Annotated in this window: 14 protein-coding genes; 5 read left to right on the top strand and 9 right to left on the bottom strand. The window is 73.4% G+C overall.

What is annotated here, in order from left to right:
• Positions 1–14 precede the first annotated feature (14 nt).
• Positions 15–536 carry a hypothetical protein gene (locus tag OG767_RS07755; RefSeq protein WP_405092799.1) on the bottom strand — a complete coding sequence of 174 codons (522 nt, stop codon included), beginning with the start codon at positions 534–536 and terminating at the stop codon, positions 15–17.
• A gap of 296 nt (positions 537–832) precedes the next feature.
• Between OG767_RS07755 and OG767_RS07750 the strand changes: the two genes are divergently transcribed.
• Entirely contained in the window at positions 833–1,816 is a 984-nt protein-coding gene (locus tag OG767_RS07750) for an endonuclease/exonuclease/phosphatase family protein (protein WP_405094155.1), read from the top strand.
• A 20-nt stretch (positions 1,817–1,836) separates the two neighbouring features.
• Here OG767_RS07750 and cimA read toward each other — a convergent pair whose 3' ends face one another.
• The gene (gene cimA / locus OG767_RS07745; RefSeq protein WP_405092798.1) at positions 1,837–3,429 is read right to left on the bottom strand and encodes a citramalate synthase; all 1,593 of its coding nucleotides are present in this window, start codon (positions 3,427–3,429) and stop codon (positions 1,837–1,839) included.
• A gap of 282 nt (positions 3,430–3,711) precedes the next feature.
• Here cimA and OG767_RS07740 point away from each other — a divergent pair, with 282 nt between their 5' ends.
• Positions 3,712–4,176: a PRC-barrel domain-containing protein gene (locus tag OG767_RS07740; protein WP_107156156.1), complete on the top strand. Its 465-nt coding sequence runs from the start codon at positions 3,712–3,714 to the stop codon at positions 4,174–4,176.
• A 64-nt stretch (positions 4,177–4,240) separates the two neighbouring features.
• Positions 4,241–4,972, top strand: coding sequence for a tyrosine-protein phosphatase (locus tag OG767_RS07735; protein ID WP_405092797.1), 732 nt, complete (start codon positions 4,241–4,243; stop codon positions 4,970–4,972).
• 74 nt (positions 4,973–5,046) lie between these two features.
• Here OG767_RS07735 and OG767_RS07730 read toward each other — a convergent pair whose 3' ends face one another.
• Positions 5,047–6,144: a branched-chain amino acid aminotransferase gene (locus tag OG767_RS07730; RefSeq protein ID WP_405092796.1), complete on the bottom strand. Its 1,098-nt coding sequence runs from the start codon at positions 6,142–6,144 to the stop codon at positions 5,047–5,049.
• 190 nt (positions 6,145–6,334) lie between these two features.
• Positions 6,335–7,366, bottom strand: coding sequence for a 3-isopropylmalate dehydrogenase (locus OG767_RS07725; protein ID WP_405092795.1), 1,032 nt, complete (start codon positions 7,364–7,366; stop codon positions 6,335–6,337).
• Between the two features lie 219 nt (positions 7,367–7,585).
• On the opposite strand from OG767_RS07725, the gene OG767_RS07720 reads away from it, so the two are divergent.
• Together OG767_RS07720 and OG767_RS07715 are read left to right on the top strand one after the other, a co-directional pair.
• Entirely contained in the window at positions 7,586–8,458 is an 873-nt protein-coding gene (locus OG767_RS07720; protein ID WP_405092794.1) for an FAD:protein FMN transferase, read from the top strand.
• A 334-nt stretch (positions 8,459–8,792) separates the two neighbouring features.
• A complete protein-coding gene (locus tag OG767_RS07715; protein WP_199199609.1) occupies positions 8,793–9,149 on the top strand; it encodes a hypothetical protein in 357 nt (118 codons plus the stop codon).
• Between the two features lie 74 nt (positions 9,150–9,223).
• Here OG767_RS07715 and serA read toward each other — a convergent pair whose 3' ends face one another.
• The 5 genes from serA to OG767_RS07690 form a co-directional block, all read right to left on the bottom strand.
• Positions 9,224–10,822: a phosphoglycerate dehydrogenase gene (gene serA / locus OG767_RS07710; RefSeq protein WP_107156162.1), complete on the bottom strand. Its 1,599-nt coding sequence runs from the start codon at positions 10,820–10,822 to the stop codon at positions 9,224–9,226.
• A 291-nt stretch (positions 10,823–11,113) separates the two neighbouring features.
• Entirely contained in the window at positions 11,114–12,127 is a 1,014-nt protein-coding gene (gene ilvC / locus OG767_RS07705) for a ketol-acid reductoisomerase (RefSeq protein ID WP_405092793.1), read from the bottom strand.
• 58 nt (positions 12,128–12,185) lie between these two features.
• Positions 12,186–12,701: an acetolactate synthase small subunit gene (gene ilvN, locus OG767_RS07700; protein WP_107156164.1), complete on the bottom strand. Its 516-nt coding sequence runs from the start codon at positions 12,699–12,701 to the stop codon at positions 12,186–12,188.
• Complete coding sequence (locus OG767_RS07695; protein WP_405092792.1) at positions 12,701–14,623, bottom strand: acetolactate synthase large subunit; 1,923 nt, start codon at positions 14,621–14,623, stop codon at positions 12,701–12,703. The genes ilvN and OG767_RS07695 overlap by 1 nt, the downstream gene beginning before the upstream one ends.
• A 181-nt stretch (positions 14,624–14,804) precedes the next feature.
• Entirely contained in the window at positions 14,805–17,240 is a 2,436-nt protein-coding gene (locus OG767_RS07690) for a putative bifunctional diguanylate cyclase/phosphodiesterase (protein WP_405092791.1), read from the bottom strand.
• Positions 17,241–17,305 lie beyond the last annotated feature (65 nt).

Below are 17,305 nucleotides of genomic sequence, written 5' to 3'. Positions count from 1 at the left end.
TCCGGCGGGGCGGGTCAGTTGGTGACCACGAGGTGGAACGGCCGCGGCGAGAAGATGCCGACGGAGTTGCGGGTCTGCACGAAGACCCCGTTCGGCGTCAGCAGCCGCGGCGCGACGGACACCTCGCCGGCCGGCGGGACGTTCGCCGAGTCGTTGGTGCCGACGGTCGCCACGTACGCCTTCTGGCTCACGTCGTAGTCGAGCAGCACCTGGAACTGCCCCGGCGACACGCCCGGCCCGGGCGGGAACCGGAACGCGGAGACCACGTTGCCGGAGTGCTGGAGCAGCACGCCGGTGGACGACACCACCGCCCAGGCGACCTGCCCGGGAGCCGGCGGGGCCAGCGTGGCGCGCATGGCGGACCGGGCGGCCTGCCGCTCGGCGGGGCTGACCTCCGGCTGCTGCCCGGCGGATTGGGTGGGCTGGCCGGCCTTCGGCTCCGGCTGGGCGGCGACCGCGATCCCGCCACCGGCCACGGTGAGGGCGAGCGCGGCGAGCGCCACCACCGTCGCCTTTCGCTTGAAGAATGTAGCCATGACTGATCTCCCTCTTTTGACCGTGGTGATGAAACGGCGCGAGCAATTGCGGGACATCGGGTTCCCGCAGTGGAGAGCACGGCCGCTGAGCTGGGCTTACTACGGAGCATCGGGATGTCTCAACCAGGTGGAACCTAACACCGGAAAATGGGGCGGTCAATAGCGTTAATCGCGTGTCCGACGCGCCTCGAAAGCCGTCCGGAAATTGTGAGAAGACAACGCTCGACCATTCACGAAATTGCTTCGCGGGACACCGGACCGACCCGTCCGCCGGTACGCTCACCGCCGTGATCACCATGGACGCTCCCCCGCGCGACGGCACCCGACGCAGCCGGTGGGCGACGGTGGCGTGCTGGCTGGCGGTCGCGTCGGTGGCCGCCTGGGCGGTGCTGCGGCTGGCCGGGCTGGAACGCGGCCCGCTGGTGCTGACGACCGCCTTCACGCCGTACGTCGCCGCGGTGGCGCCGGTGGTCGCGGGGCTGGCGCTCGCGCTGCGGCGCCGCGCGCCCGCGGTGGTCGCGGCGCTCGCCACGCTGGCGCTGGTCGGCGCCGTGGCGCCGCGGGCGGTCGCCGACGACCAGCCGCCCGCCGACGGACCGACGCTGCGGCTGCTCACCGCCAACCTGCGCCTGGGTTCGGCCGACCCGGCCCGGCTGGTGGCCCTGGTCCGCGCGCACCGGGTGGACGTGCTCACCGTGCAGGAGCTCAGCCCGCAGCTCGCCGCCGACCTGGACCGGCTCGGCCTGGCCGAGCTGCTGCCGTACCGGTCGCTGAGCCCGGAGGTGGGCTCCACCGGCTCCGGCCTGTACGCCCGCCATCCGCTGCACGACCCCGGCTACCGACGCCATCGGCGATATTTCCTCACCCAGGCGTACGCCACGCTGACGGTGCCGGGCGCGCCGCCGCTGCGGGTGGAGTCGGCGCACCCGGGCGCGCCGTACATCCTCGACGCGGTGCCGCAGTGGTGGACCGACCAGCGCGCCCAGCCACCGGCCACCCCGACCGCCGGGCTCAGCGTGCTGGCCGGCGACTTCAACGCCACGCTTGACCACGCCACCGTGCGCCGCCTGATCGCGACCGGCTACACCGACGCCGCCGACGCGGTCGGGGCCGGGCTCGCCGGCACCTGGGGCCCGTACGACGGCGACCCGATCCCGCCGGTCACCATCGACCACGTGCTGGTCGACCGGCGCATCGCGGTCCGCGCCGTCGACGTCTGGCCGGTGCCGGGCAGCGACCACCGGGCGGTGCTGGCCGAGCTGCGCCTGCCGGCGGCGTGAGCGGGGCGCGGTCCCCCGCCTCAGGCGTTCAGCCGGGCCCCCGCCTTGTCCAGGCCGTAGGTGAGCGCGTCGACGAGCGCGTGCCAGCTCGCCTCCACCACGTTGGGGTGCACGCCGACCGTGGTCCAGTCCCGGCCCGCGCCGGCGGTCTCCACCAGCACCCGGGTCACCGCGCCGGTGCCGTGGCTTCCCTCCAGGATGCGCACCTTGTAGTCGGCCAGCTCGAACTCCCGCAGCTCCGGGTAGTGCCGGGCCAGCCCGGACCGCAGCGCCTCGTCGAGCGCGTTGACCGGGCCGTTGCCCTCCGCGGTGGCGATGACCCGCTCGCCGCGTACCCGGATCTTGACGGTCGCCTCGGAGACCACCGCGCCGTCCTCGCGGTGCTCGACAAGCACCCGGTACGACTCCAGCGCGAACGGCCGGGCCGGCGCGGCGTCCGGCAGCTCGGAGCGGACCAGCAGCTCGAACGAGGCGTCGGCGGCCTCGAACGACCAGCCGCCGGCCTCCAGCTCCTTGACCCGGCCGGTGACCCGGGAGAGCGCCTCCGGATGGCCGGCCAGGTCCAGACCCAGCTCGCGGCTCTTGAGCTCGATGCTGGCCCGGCCGGCCATCTCGGTCACCAGGATCCGCATGTCGTTGCCCACCACGGCGGGGTCCACGTGGTTGTAGAGCAACGGGTCGACCTTGATCGCGCTCGCGTGCAGCCCCGCCTTGTGGGCGAAGGCGGCGGCCCCGACGTAGGCCTGGTGGGTGTCGGGGGCGATGTTGGCGATCTCGGCGACGGCGTGCGAGACCCGCACCATCTGTTCCAGGCAGCCCTCCGGTAGGACGGGCATGCCGAGCTTGAGCTGGAGGTTGGCGACGATCGCGAACAGGTCCGCGTTGCCGGGGCGCTCGCCGTACCCGTTGGCGGTGCCCTGCACGTGCCGGACGCCGGCCTCGACCGCGGCGATCGTGTTCGCCACCGCGCAGGCGGTGTCGTTCTGGGCGTGCATGCCCAGCCGCTCCGGTGCCACGCCGGTCCGCGCGACCAGGTCCTCGATCGCGGCGGTGACCTGGGAGGGCAGCATGCCACCGTTGGTGTCGCAGAGCACGAACCGCTCGGCGCCGGCGGCCATCGCGGTCGCCACCACGGCGGCGGTGTAGCCGGGGTCGTGGCGGAAGCCGTCGAACGTGTGCTCCCCGTCGACGAACACCCGCCGCCCCTGCGCCACCAGGTACGTGACGGTGTCCCGGACCATCGCCAGGTTCTCCTCGGCGGTGGTGCGCAGCGCGCGCTCGACGTGCCGCAGGTCCGCCTTGGCGACCAGCGCCACGGCCGGGGTCCCCGCGTCGAGCAGCCCGCGCACCTGCGGGTCGTCGGAGACCGCCAGGCCGGCCTTGCGGGTGGCGCCGAACGCGACCAGGACGGCGTGCCGCAGGTCCAGCTCCGTGCGGGCCCGGCGGAAGAACTCGGTGTCCTTGGGCACCGCGCCCGGCCAGCCGCCCTCGATGAAGCCGACTCCGAGGTCGTCGAGCAGGCGGGCCACCGCCAGCTTGTCGACCACCGAGTAGCTGAGCCCTTCACGCTGGGCGCCGTCGCGCAGCGTCGTGTCGTACACCTGGAAGGTCATCGGAGTCCTCTTCTCGTGCCTGGGGCGAGCAACAAAAAGACCCCCCGCGAAATGCGGGAGGTCGGCGCGCTCGGCGAGGGAAGGCCGGCGCGCTAGCTGCTAATGATCAGGACGGAGCTGGTCACGACCGGTACTCTGCCACCTCCGCCGCGTGTTGGGAGGGGTAATCCACATTCCGGGATGCGGGCAAGGATTGAAAAGCCGGCCAACGGGTATGAACCGGCTCAGCAACGACACATTCACTCCCATGACGGCCGGCAGGCCGGGACAGGAGTCACCCCTATGGACAGGCTCGACCCGCACACCACGCACGGCACCACCGAGCCGGTCGCCGACGGCGGCCAGGGCGCCTACGCCGGCGGCGCGCCCGCCGGTGCGTTCGACCCCTGGCGTTACCGCGACGAGGCCGGCGTGGCCAGCGCCGACCTCACCGGCTACAAGGTCGAGGCCACCGACGGCAGCATCGGCAAGATCGACAAGGCGAGCCACGAGGTCGACGACAGCTACCTGGTGGTCGACACCGGCCCGTGGATCTTCGGCAAGAAGGTCATGCTCCCGGCCGGCACGGTGAACCGCGTCGACCACGACGACCGGAAGGTCTTCGTCGACCGGGACAAGGACCAGATCAAGGCGGCCCCGGAGTACGACGAGAGCAACCACGCCGACCCGGCCTACCGGGACAAGCTCGGCGGCTACTACGGCGAGAACTACTCCGCGCTGCCGCCGGACGGCCCGGCCCGGATCTGAGACAGCACCGGCCACGGCCGGCGGGGGCACACCGATGCCACCGCCGGCCGTTACCGTGTCAGGGGTGGATGCCCCGGAGACCCCCTTCCCCGCCCTGTTCAACTTCCGCGACGTCGGCGGCTACCCCGCCCGCGACGGGCGCGCCGTCCGACGTGGTCGGCTCTACCGCTCCGACTCGCTGCACCGCATCGACGAGACCGACCGGGCCGCGTTCACCGCGCTCGGCATCCGCACGGTGATCGACCTGCGCCGGCCGACCGAGGTGGCGCGCGACGGCCGGGTGCCCGACTACGACGGGCTCGCCTACCGGCACATCCATCCCGAGCACGCGGACTGGGCCGCCCAGCAGTTCGAGTCCTCCGGCGTCGACCTGGCCCGCTACCTCGCCGACCGGTACGCGGACCTGGCCCGCACCGGCACGGCGGGGCTGGCCGAGGCGGTCGGCCTGATCGCCGACAGCGCCAACGCCCCGGTGGTGGTGCACTGCGTCGCCGGCAAGGACCGCACCGGCATCGTCTGCGCGCTCACGCTGGCCGTGCTCGGCGTGGCCGACGACGACATCGTCGCGGACTACGCGCTCAGCACCGCCGCGTCCGAACGGTTCAGCGCCTGGGTGCGGGCCACCATGCCGGACGCGGAGGAGCTGCCGCCGCCGTTCCTGGGCTCCCCCGCCGAGGCGATGGCGCTGTTCCTCGCCGAGCTGCGCGCCGGCTACGGCTCGGTCGAGGGATACCTGACCCACGCCGGCGTCACCGAGGCTCAGCTCGAAGCGCTCCGCGCCCACCTTCTGGAGTGACTTGTCGACCAGGGAGTTGGCGTCCGGCGCCGGACCGGGCGGACGCCAACTCCCTGATCACGCCTCCGGGGTCGTCAGAGGACCTGGGTGACCCAGTGGTGGGGGTCGGCGGTGCGGCCGCGCTGGATGTCGACCAGCTTCTGCCGCAACGCCATGGTGGTGCGGCCCGGCTCGCCGCCACCGATGAGGAACTCGCCGTCCGGGAAGCGCACGCCGCCGATCGGGGTGATCACGGCCGCGGTGCCGCACGCGAAGACCTCGCGCAGCCGGCCGCTGGCCGCGTCCGCCTGCCAGTCGGCGAAGCTGACCGGGCTCTCCCGAACCGTGTGCCCGGCCTCGGCGGCCAGCGTCAGGATCGCGTCGCGGGTGATGCCCGGCAGGATCGTGCCGCTCAGCGGCGGGGTGACGACCGTGCCGTCGTCGTAGACGAAGAAGACGTTCATGCCGCCCAGCTCGTCGACGAACCGCTGCTCGACCGCGTCCAGGAAGACCACCTGGTCGCAGCCGGCCTCGATCGCCTCGGCCTGGGCCGCCAGCGAGGCGGCGTAGTTGCCGCCGCACTTGGCCGCGCCGGTGCCGCCGGGCGCGGCCCGGGTGTAGTCCGGCGAGACCCAGACCGTCACCGGCTTCACCCCGCCGGCGAAGTAGGCGCCGGCCGGCGACGCGATGACGCAGTAGAGGTATTCGTTGGCCGGGCGCACGCCGAGGAAGACCTCGCTGGCGAACATGAACGGCCGCAGGTAGAGGCTGCCGTCCTCGTGCTCCGGAATCCACTCCCGGTCGATCTCGACCAGCCGGCGCAGCGACTCCACGAACGTCTCCGGAGACAGCTCCGGCATGGCCAGCCGGCGGGCGGACGCCACGAAGCGGGCCGCGTTGGCCTCCGGCCGGAACATGGTCACCGACCCGTCACCGGTGCGGTACGCCTTCAGGCCCTCGAAGATCTCCTGCGCGTAGTGCAGCACCGCGGCGGCCGGGTCCATCGGGATCGGGGCGCGCGCCTCGACCCGGGCGTCGTACCAGCCCTTGCCGTCGGCGTAGCGGATGGTGACCATGTGGTCGGTGAACACCCGGCCGAACCCCGGGTTCGCCAGCAGGGCGGCCCGGTCGGCGGCGGATACCGGCGCGGGATTCGGACGGATCTCGAAATCGAGCTTGTCACCACCGCTCATCGCGCTGACCTCCCTGCGGCTCCACGGCATGCGGGGGTCGCACACCGACGTCACTGGTGCCAGAAACTTACCCCGAACGGTCGTTCAGCGGATAGCTCCGGCCCCGCACATCGACGATGCCAATCGGGGGGAGCTGGCCCGGAAACGGGTCTGGCGGCCCGGAACCGGGCCGCCAGCAGGATCGGCCCGGTCAGGCTACCGCGTGGGCGGCGAGCCGGTCGCCGACCTCGTCGGTGCGCAGCGGCGTGCCGGGGGTACGCCCGGACAGCTCGGCGGCGACCGCGGCGGTGACCCGCGCGGCGGCGTCGGCGTGGCCGAGCTGGTCGAGCAGCAGCGCGGCGGAGAGCACGGCGGCCACCGGGTCGGCGACGCCCTTGCCGGCGATGTCCGGCGCGGAGCCGTGCACCGGCTCGAACATCGACGGGTACCGCCCCTCCGGGTTGATGCAGCCGCTGGCGGCCAACCCGATGCCGCCGGTCACCGCGGCGGCGATGTCGGTGAGGATGTCACCGAAGAGGTTGTCGGTCACCACCACGTCGTACCGGGACGGGTTCGTCACCAGGAACATCGCGGCGGCGTCGACGTGCTGGTACTCCGTGGTCACGTCGGGGTGCTCGGCGGCCACCTCGGCGAAGGCGCGGGACCACAACGAGCCGGCGTGGGTGAGCACGTTGGTCTTGTGCACCAGCGTGACCTTGCGCCGCTCCCGGCGGCCGGCCCGGGCGAACGCGTCCCGGATCACCCGCTCGACGCCGTGCCGGGTGTTCAGGCTCTCCTCGGTGGCCACCTCGGCCGGGGTGCCCCGGTGCAGGCTGCCGCCGGCGCCCGCGTAGAGCCCCTCGGTGCCCTCGCGGACCACCACGAGGTCCACCTCGCCGGGCTTGACGGCCGCCAGCGGGCCGGTCACGCCGGGCCAGAGCCGGGACGGCCGGAGGTTCACGTACTGGTCGAAGGCGAAGCGGAGCTTGAGCAGCAGGCCGCGCTCCAGCACGCCGGGCGGCACGGTCGGGTCGCCGACGGCGCCGAGCAGGATGGCGTCGTGGCCGGCCAGCTCGTCGAGGACGCTGTCGGGGAGCACCTCGCCGCTGCGGTGCCAGCGCGCCGCGCCGAGGTCGTACTCGGTGGCCTCGATGCCGGGCAGCACGGCGTCGAGGACCTTGCGGGCCTGCCCGACCACCTCGGGACCGATGCCGTCACCGGCCACCACCGCGATGCGTGCCACCTGGCGCTCCTCACCTCGTCGTTCTGCGCAACGGTACGTCGCCGTCCCGCCTCCCGGTACGAGTCTTCCACCATCCGGGAAGCCCGATGCACAGGAGGCTCCCAGCCGGCATTCATGGTGCGGTCATCTCCACTGCTTAGGGTCGAGTCGACCGGGTCGACGGGAGCCCGGCACCGGCATCGCCGCGACGGTGCGGCGGCCAGCGAGGGGGCGGGTGTCATGCGGATCGACCAGCGGCGGGCACACTGGGCGGACGAACAACCCCGGACCCGCTGGGTCGACCAGACCGGCTTCCGCCAGCCCCGCCCCGACCTGCGCCTCGGCGCCCGCAGCCACCGGGTGGAGCGCGACGGCACCACCCCCTACGACCGGATCAGCGTCCGGCACACCGTCAGCACCTCCACCGCGGAGTACACGCTGCTGCTCAACGCGCCGGACTGGTTCGGTCACCGGGGCGTCGGCGAGGCGCTCCGCGACGCCGTCGCCGAACTGCGCGCCGTCGACCTCACCTTCGGCCCGAACCAGCCGGACAGCCTGGTGTCGCGGCTGCGGCGCGACGAGATCAGCCCCGACTCGTACCCTCCGCTGGCCGACCTGGTGGACCGCTGCGCCGGCATGCGGGCGGCGACCGACGGATGGTTCGACGCCTGGGCGGTGCCGGGCGGCTTCGACCCGGGCGGCCTGCTCGGCGGCTGGGCGGTGGAGCGGGCCGCGGCGCGGTTGCGCGCCGCCGGCATCCACGACTACGCCGTGCTCAGCGGCGCCGACCTGACGGTACGCGGCCACGCCGCGCACGGCGGCCCGTGGCGGGTCGCGGTGCACCACCCGACCGAGGCCCGCCGGGCGCCGCTGGTGCTGGAGATGACCGCCGGCGCGGTCGGCACCTCCGGGGTCACCGGGCGGCGGGGGCACGTCGTCGACCCGCACACCGGGGAGCCGACCGAACGACTGGTCGCCGCCACCGTGGTCGGCCCGGACCTGGCGATCGCCGACGCCTACGCCACCGCCCTGTACGCCGCCGGCCCGGCCGGCCTGGCCTGGTTCCGCGACGGCTCGGACTACCGCGCGCTCTTCGCGCACCAGCGCCGCTGACGCGCGGTCGCGCCCCGCTCGCATCCGGGGCGTGGAACCGCGATCGGCCCCCGCGGTCTCGGCAACGACCGTGGGGGCCGGTCAGCGACGAATGCGCGTGGCTCGCGCAATCGAGGGGTGCGGGCCGACGGGCCGGACGCCCGACCGCGCCACCCGAAGACGGGCCGGGACATCGACTCAGCCGGAAACCGCACCGGTACGCTAGCGAATCGACGCAACTCGACGCAAGAGTCTCCACAGCGGACGCCACCAGACCGGTGTCGACAATCAGCAGGTGAACCCTCGGGGCGGGGCGGAAGTGACGCGGGCCGCCCGGGATGGCACGCTGTCCGCCGTGAGTTTCGATCTGAGCGTGTGGGCCCTGCCGAACGGGGCCACCCCGGAGCAGGTGCGAGCGGCCGTGCGGCAGTGCCGCGAGGGATGGCACGGCGAGCAGCACCCCGACCCGCGCGTGGTCGGCTTCTACCGGGCGATCACGGCGAGCTACCCCGACCGGCCGGCCCGACCGGGCACGCCGTGGGAGGTCGCACCGCTGCACGCGGCCGCCGACCACGTCGAGATGAACCTGCACCCCGCCTGCCCGGACCAGGTCCTGCTGGACATCGAGCGGCTGGCCGGCGAACACGACCTGATGCTCTTCGACGCGCAGGACGGCTCGGTCTACCCGCCGCCCGCCCGCGTCCGGTCCTGACCGACGCGACCGGCGTCCGCCGTACGACGAAGGGCCCGGCCGCAGCGGCCGGGCCCCGATCCGTCCGGTGCGGACTACTCGTCGCGCAGGTCGGCCGCGCTGGCCGCGACCGCACCGATCGAGTCGGCCGCGGAGGTGAGCAGGTCGGCGCCGAGCGCCTGGTCGACGGTGAGCGTCATCAACGTCTCGCCGCCGGCCTCCCGCCGGGCCACCTGCATGGCGGCGATGTTGACGCCGGCCTCGCCGAGCAGCGTGCCGACCGTGCCGACCACACCGGGCCGGTCGACGTAACGCAGGAAGACCAGGATGCCCTCCGCGCCGATCTCCACGTCGAAGCCGTCCACCTCGGTCAGCTTGAGCACGTCCCGGGCGCCGGTGTGCACCGCCGTGCCGGAGACCCGGACGGTCCGCCCGTCCGGCAGCGCGCCGCGCACCGTCACCAGGTTGGGGTGGTCCACCGTCTCGGTCGGCGTGGCCAGCGTGACCTCGACGCCCCGCTCGGCGGCCAGGTGCGGCGCGTTGACGTAGGTGACCTGCTCCTCCACCACGGAGCTGAACAGCCCCTTGGTGGCGGCGAGCTTGAGCACCGACACGTCGTGGCTGGCGATCTCGCCGCGCACCTCGACGGTGACGCTGGCGGCCACGCCGCCGGCCAGCGCGGTGAACGCCCGGCCCAGCTTCTCGGCCAGCGGCAGCAGCGGCCGGACGTCCTCGGCGACCACGCCGCCGGCCTGCACGTTCACCGCGTCCGGCACGAACTCGCCCTGGAGCGCGAGCTTGACGCTCTTCGCCACCGCCAGACCGGCCTTGTCCTGCGCCTCGTTCGTGGAGGCGCCCAGGTGCGGGGTGGCCACCACGTTGTCGAACGCGAACAGCGGCGACGAGGTGCAGGGCTCCTTGGCGTACACGTCGACGCCGGCGCCGGCGACCCGGCCCTCCGCGATCGCGTCGGCGAGCGCCTGCTCGTCGACCAGCCCGCCCCGGGCGGCGTTGACGATCCGGACGCCCGGCTTGACCACCGCCAGTTCCTTCTCGCCGATCAGGCCCACCGTCTCCGGGGTCTTCGGCAGGTGGATCGAGATGAAGTCGCTCTCCCGCAGCAGCTCCTCCAGGCCGACCAGACGCACCCCGAGCTGCGCGGCGCGGGCCGGCTGGATGTACGGGTCGTACGCGATGAGCCGGGTGCCGAACGCGGCGATGCGCTGCGCGAACAGCACGCCGATGCGGCCGAGGCCGACCACGCCCACGGTCTTGCCCTGGATCTCCACGCCGGTGTACTTCGACCGCTTCCACTCGCCGGCCTTGAGCGCGGCGCTGGCGCTGGCGGTGTTGCGGGCCACCGCGAGCAGCAGCGCGACCGCCTGCTCGGCGGCGGAGACGATGTTGGAGGTGGGAGCGTTGACCACCATGACGCCACGCGCGGTGGCGGCCGGCACCTCGACGTTGTCCAGGCCGACACCGGCCCGGGCGACCACCTTCAGCCGGGGCGCCGCCGCGACCGCCTCGGCGTCGATCTGGGTGGCGCTGCGTACGATCACCGCGTCGGCCTCGGAGAGCGCGGAGAGCAGGGCCGGACGGTCGGTGCCGTCCACGTGGCGCACGTCGAAGTCGTGCGCGAGCACCTCGATGGCGGCGGGGGCGAGTTCTTCGGCGATCAGTACGACAGGATTCATCGGTCCTCGTAGACGCTCGGTGTCGGTTGGCCTGGGGCGTCGGGGCGCCGCGCTGCGCCCTGCGCCGATCCGTGCCATGGCCGTCGGGTGCCGCGTGGAGCACCACACCAAGGATGGTAGGTGTCGGCCCGCCCTCCGGGTCCCGGACCACGGGGTGAGGGCCCTCACACGCGCTCGTCACGCGCCGGACATCACCGGTTCACGTGCCGACGGCGACGACCCGCGGCCCGACGCCGGGGAGAGCGTCGGGTCGCGGGTCGCACGGTGGGCCCGGTCGGGCGGTGTGTCCGGTCAGGCGGTCTCGGTGATCGGGCGGTCGACCCAGCTCATCATGGCGCGCAGCTTCTGCCCGGTCTCCTCGATCGGGTGGGCCGCGCCCTCGGCCCGCCACTTGGCGAAGTTCGGCCGGCCGGCCTCGTCCTCGGCCACCCACTCGCGGGCGAACTCGCCGGACTGGATCTCACCGAGGATCTTGCGCATCTCGTCCTTGACCCGCGAGTCGACGACCCGGGGGCCACGGGACAGGTCGCCGTACTCGGCGGTGTCGGAGATGCTGTAGCGCATCCGGGCGATGCCGCCCTCGTACATCAGGTCGACGATCAGCTTCAGCTCGTGCAGACACTCGAAGTAGGCCACCTCGGGCGCGTAGCCGGCCTCGGTGAGCACCTCGAAACCGGTCTGCACCAGCGCCGCCGCGCCGCCGCAGAGCACCGCCTGCTCGCCGAAGAGGTCGGTCTCGGTCTCCTCGGTGAAGGTGGTCCGGATCGCGCCGGCCCGGGTGCCGCCGATCGCCTTGGCGTACGCCAGCGCCAGGGCGAACGCGCTGCCGCTGGGGTCCTGCTCGACGGCGACCAGGCAGGGCACGCCCTTGCCGTCGACGTACTGGCGGCGGACCAGGTGACCGGGACCCTTCGGGGCGACCATCGCCACGTCCACGTCGGCCGGCGGCGTGATCAGGCCGTACCGGATGTTGAAGCCGTGGCCGAAGAAGAGCGCCTTGCCGGGGGCCAGGTTCGGCGCGATGGCGTCGGCGTAGAGGCCACGCTGCGCGGTGTCCGGCGCCAGGATCATGATCACGTCGGCCTCGGCCGCCGCCTCCGCCGGGCTGAGCACCCGCAGGCCCTGCTCCTCGGCCTTGGGGCGGCTCTTCGACCCGGCGGGCAGGCCGATCACCACGTCGACGCCGGAGTCACGCAGCGACAACGCGTGCGCGTGGCCCTGGCTGCCGTACCCGATCACGGCGACCTTGCGACCCTGGATCAGGCCCAGGTCGGCGTCGTCGTCGTAGAAAACCTCAACGCTCATTGACTTCCCTTTCGTACGGCGGTGCCCGTCGGCCCGTCGAAAAACTGGTGGGTACGGATCAGGCGGCGCGCAGCGCCGGGCCGGCGGTGATGGCGCGGGAACCGCGCCCGATGGCCACCGTGCCGGACTGGACCATCTCCTTGATGCCGAACGGCTCCAGGTCGCGCAGCAGCGCGTCGAGCTTGTCCGGCGTGCCGGTGGCCTCGATGGTCAACGTGTCCGGCGCGACGTCGACCACCCGGGCCCGGAACAGGCCGACCGTCTCCAGCACCTGCGCGCGGGCGCTGCGGTCCGCGCGGACCTTGACCAGCAGCAGCTCCCGGGCCACCGAGACCTGCGCATCCAGCTCAACGATCTTGAGTACGTTGACCAGCTTGTTGAGCTGCTTGGTCACCTGCTCCAGCGGCGAGGACTCGGCGTTGACCACGATGGTGATCCGGGAGACGTCCGGGTTCTCGGTCTCGCCCACGGCGAGACTGTCGATGTTGAACCCGCGCCGGGAGAACAGCCCGGAGACCCGGGCCAGGACACCCGGCTTGTTCTCCACCAGCACGGACAGCGTGTGCAAGGTCATCAGATGTCGTCCTCGTCGAACGCGGGGCGGACGCCCCGGGCGAACATGATCTCGTCGTTGCTGGTGCCGGCGGCCACCATCGGCCAGACCATCGCGTCCTTGCCGACCACGAAGTCGATGACCACCGGCGCGTCGGTGATCGCCATGGCCGCCTCGATGGTCTTGTCCACGTCGGCGGCGTTCTCGCAGCGCAGCCCGACGCAGCCGAGCGCCTCGGCGAGCTTGACGAAATCCGGGATGCGGTGCTTGTGCGTGCCCAGCTCGGTGTTGGAGTAACGCTCCCCGTAGAACAGCGTCTGCCACTGCCGGACCATGCCGAGGTTGCCGTTGTTGATCACGGCGACCTTGACCGGGATGCCCTCCAGCGCGCAGGTGGCCAACTCCTGGTTGGTCATCTGGAAGCAGCCGTCGCCGTCCACCGCCCAGACCGTGGTCTCCGGCCGGCCCACCTTGGCGCCCATCGCGGCCGGCACGGCGTAGCCCATGGTGCCCAGCCCGCCGGAGTTCAGCCAGGTGTTCGGCTTCTCGTACGAGATGAACTGGCTGGCCCACATCTGGTGCTGGCCGACACCGGCCACGTAGATCGCGTCCGGACCGGCGATCTCGCCCAACCGCTTGATCACGTACTGCGGGGAGAGCGTGCCGTCGGCCGGCTCCTCGAAGCCGAGCGGGTACCGCTCGCGCAGGTCGTCGAGCTGGTGCCACCAGTCCGCCAGGTCGGCGGCCGGGTGGGTGGCCTGCTCGGCGGTGACCGCCGCGATCAGCTCGTCGATCACGTGCCGCGCGTCGCCCACGATCGGGACGTCGGCGTGCCGGTTCTTGCCGATCTCGGCCGGGTCGACGTCGGCGTGCACCACCGCGGCGTCCGGCGCGAACGAGTCCAGCTTGCCGGTCACCCGGTCGTCGAAGCGGGCGCCGAGCGCCACGATCAGGTCGGCCTTCTGGAGGCCGTAGACCGCGGCGACGGTGCCGTGCATGCCGGGCATGCCGAGGTGCTGCCGGTGCGAGTCGGGGAACGCGCCGAGCGCCATCAGCGTGGTGACCACCGGGATCCCGGTCAGCTCGGCCAGCCGGCGCAGCCCCTCGGTCGCGCCGGCCTTGAGCACGCCGCCGCCGACGTAGAGCACCGGCCGGCGGGCCGTGGTCATCAGCCGGGCCGCCTCGCGGATCTGCTTGCCGTGCGGGTGCAGCGTGGGCCGGTAGCCGGGCAGGTCCAGCGTCGGCGGCCAGGAGAACGTGGCCGGCGCCTGGAGGACGTCCTTGGGGATGTCGACGAGCACCGGGCCGGGCCGGCCGGTGGCGGCCAGGTGGAACGCCTCGGCGAGCACCCGGGGGATCTCGTCGGCGGTCTGCACCAGGAAGTTGTGCTTGGTGATCGGCAGCGTGATGCCCTGGATGTCGGCCTCCTGGAAGGCGTCCGTGCCGATCGACGGCCGGGCCACCTGGCCGGTGATCGCCACGATCGGCACCGAGTCCATGTAGGCGTCCGCGATCGGGGTGACCAGGTTGGTCGCGCCCGGGCCGGAGGTGGCGATGCAGACGCCGACCCGGCCGGTGGCCTGCGCGTAGCCGGTGGCCGCGTGCCCGGCGCCCTGCTCGTGGCGGACCAGGATGTGCCGGACGGTGGAGTCGTAGAGCGGGTCGTACGCGGGCAGGATCGCGCCGCCCGGGATGCCGAAGACCACGTCGACGCCGAGCGCCTCCAGCGAGCGCACGAGCGAGCCGGCGCCGGAGACCTGCGCGGTGGTGGGCTGCCGTACCGGTGTGCCGGCCGGGTCCGCGCCGGCCGGGACGGCCCGGCTCGCGGCGGGGGCGGCGCCGGTGCGAGCGGCGGGGGCGTGGTCGGCGTCGCCGGCCGCGCCGGTGCCCGTGCGGGCTCGTCGGGCGGAGTGGGCGAGGGTCTCTGGCGTGGGTCTCGTCATGGCGGTTCAGGCCTTCGGCTGTGAGTGGGTGACGCGGTTGTCAGGATGGGACGGCGGGCGCCCCGGCGATGGTCCGACGGCAACAAAAAAGCCCTCGTGCAGGATGCACGGGGCCAGCGCACTCTCGGGAGGAGAGTGCGCTCAGGTAAGTACTCGCAGCGACCGGTTCGACGACATGCGGCTAAGCCTGACGCATCTCACGCGATGAGTCAACTGATCCCACATTTTGGTTCACGGACGTGGGCGTGTCGGTCGTCGACACCCCCTCCACGCCGGCCGTCACCTGCGGAGACGCCTCCACGGCGGGGCGTTGGGCGGGCGGGTTGTTGCGCAGCCGGGGCAGCAACGGCGACGGCGTACGCGACGGCGGGGACGGCGGCGCGGGCGGGATCGCGGCGGGCCGGTTGCCGGGCGCGGTGGCCGCCTCCAGCATCGCCTCCAGGTGCTCGGCCGGGACCCCCCAGCCGAAGAGCGCGCCCTGGCCGAACCGGCAGCCGGCGGCCACCACGGCGGCCAGCTCGGTCGGGTTGGTGACCCCCTCGGCGATCACCTCCAGCCCGAGCTGGTGGCCGAGGCGCATGACGATGTCGACCATCGGGGCGAACGCCGGCCCGTCCCGGCCCACCGGCCGCACCGGCTCGTGCTCGGCGACCAGACTGTGGTCGATCTTGAGGATGTCGATCGGCAGCCGCCGAAGCTGCCCCAGCGAGGAGTAGCCGGCGCCGAAGTCGTCGAGCGCGATCCGGACGCCGGTCAGCCGCAACGCGGTCAGCCGCCGGATCAGCTCGTCCAGGTCGGTGGCGACCGCGTGCTCGGTCACCTCCAGCACCAGCCGCTGCGGCGGCACGTGGTGCGCGCGCAACGCGTCAGCCACCTGGACGACGTACTGCGGGGCGTGCAGCTCGCGCGGCGAGACGTTCACCGACACCCAGACGTCGTGCCCGTCGGCCAGCCAACGGGAGAGCTGGTAGCAGGCCTGGTGCAGCACCCACGCGCCGAGCTTGGAGATCATCCCGCACTCCTCGGCCAGCGGGATGAACTCGTCCGGCCGGACGTTGCCCAGCTCCGGGTGGCGCCAGCGGAGCAGCGCCTCGGCGCCGACCGGCCGGACCGAGGGCAGCGAGGCCACCGGCTGGAAGACCAGCCGCAGCTCGTCGCGCTCGATCGCGCCGCGCAGCTCGTGCTCCAGCCGGGTGCGCCGGCTCAGCAACTGGTCGTACGTGGCGTCGTAGCGCTCGATCCGGTTCTTGCCGCGCTGCTTGGCGTAGCGCAACGCCAGGTCGGCGTTGCGCAGCAACAGCTCGACGTCGTGGTCGCCGGGGCTGCCGGCCACCCCGATGCTGACCGAGAGGAAGACCGGCCCGTCCGCCTCCTCGTACGGGCGGCCGAGCACCCCGAGCAGCCGCTCGGCGACCGGCCCGGGCTCGGCCGAACCGTGCATCAGCACCGCGAACTCGTCGCCGCCGAGGCGGGCGGCCAGATCGCCCGGCCGCAGGTTGCCGCGCAACCGCCGACCCACCTCGGCGAGCACCGCGTCGCCGACGTCGTGCCCGCGCATGTCGTTGACGTTCTTGAAGCCGTCCAGGTCGAGCCCGAGCAGCACGCAGGGCACCCCCGTCTCGGCGCACCGGTGCAGGGCCCGCAGCAGCCCGCGCCGGTTGGCCAGGTCGGTGAGCGGATCGGTGTGCGCCAGCTCACGGAAGTGCGCCTCCCGCTCGGCCAGCCGGACGGCGTAGCCGCGCACGTCGTTGAGGGCGAGATATTGCCGGGCGACGAGCGCGAACCCCTCGACGCTGCCGGTCACGATGCCGTACCCGTCGAACCGGCCGCCCTGGGTGAGGTGGTACATCGCCGAGGCGGCCATGGCGAACATCGGCACGAACGCGTACTCGCCGTCGCGGCGGATGAGGTCGACGTCGAACCGCGTCGCGTCCGCCCGGCGCCCGGCGACGGCGGTGGCCACCAGGCCGGCCGCGGTCAGCACGGCGCCGGCCAGCAGCATGTCCGGGCCGTCCTGGCAGAGGCCCGCCGCCACGCCCAGGCCCCCGGCGGTCACCGCGATCGCGCCGCCACCGAGCAGCGTCAGCCAGCCGCGCGGCGGGGCGGCGCGCAGCACCAGGATCAGCGTCAGCCCGGTGGTGAGCGCGGCGCTGACGGTGGCCAGCAGGATGGGCAGGCAGGCGACCGGGGTGGCGTCGCCGAGCAGCCGGGTCGGCGCGCTGAACGCCACCCAGCCGACGAACCACAGCGCGGTCGCCATGATCACGCCGTCGAGCAGCAGCCGGGCGGTGGCGGCCCGGGTCGCCGCCGCGCCGGGTAACCGCAGCAGCGCGGCGCCGAGGCCCACCGCGGCCACGGTGGTGGACGCCGCGACGAGCGTGGCCCAGCCGGTGCGCTGGCCCTGCCGGTGCGCCCAGTGGTCCCCGGCGAGCAGCAGGCCGCCCAGGCCGAGGAGCAGGCTGAGCAGGGCGGTCCCGCCGGCCACGGCCAGCAGCAGGTGGGCCTGCCGACGGGGGCCGGTGCGGCGCCGGGCCGACGCGGCGAGCAGCGCGACGGCGCCGGCCGCGGCGCAACCGCTCAGCGCCGCGACGGCGAGCATCCCCGGGGACGACTGCACGCGTCCAACTCTGCCGGATCCGTGCCCTCCGTGGGGGACCGGGTGTGCAACTGTTGGGACACAGG

The organism is Micromonospora sp. NBC_01392 (assembly GCF_045040125.1).
Taxonomy (GTDB): domain Bacteria; phylum Actinomycetota; class Actinomycetes; order Mycobacteriales; family Micromonosporaceae; genus Micromonospora.
This window is presented reverse-complemented; position numbering and strand designations above follow the sequence as displayed.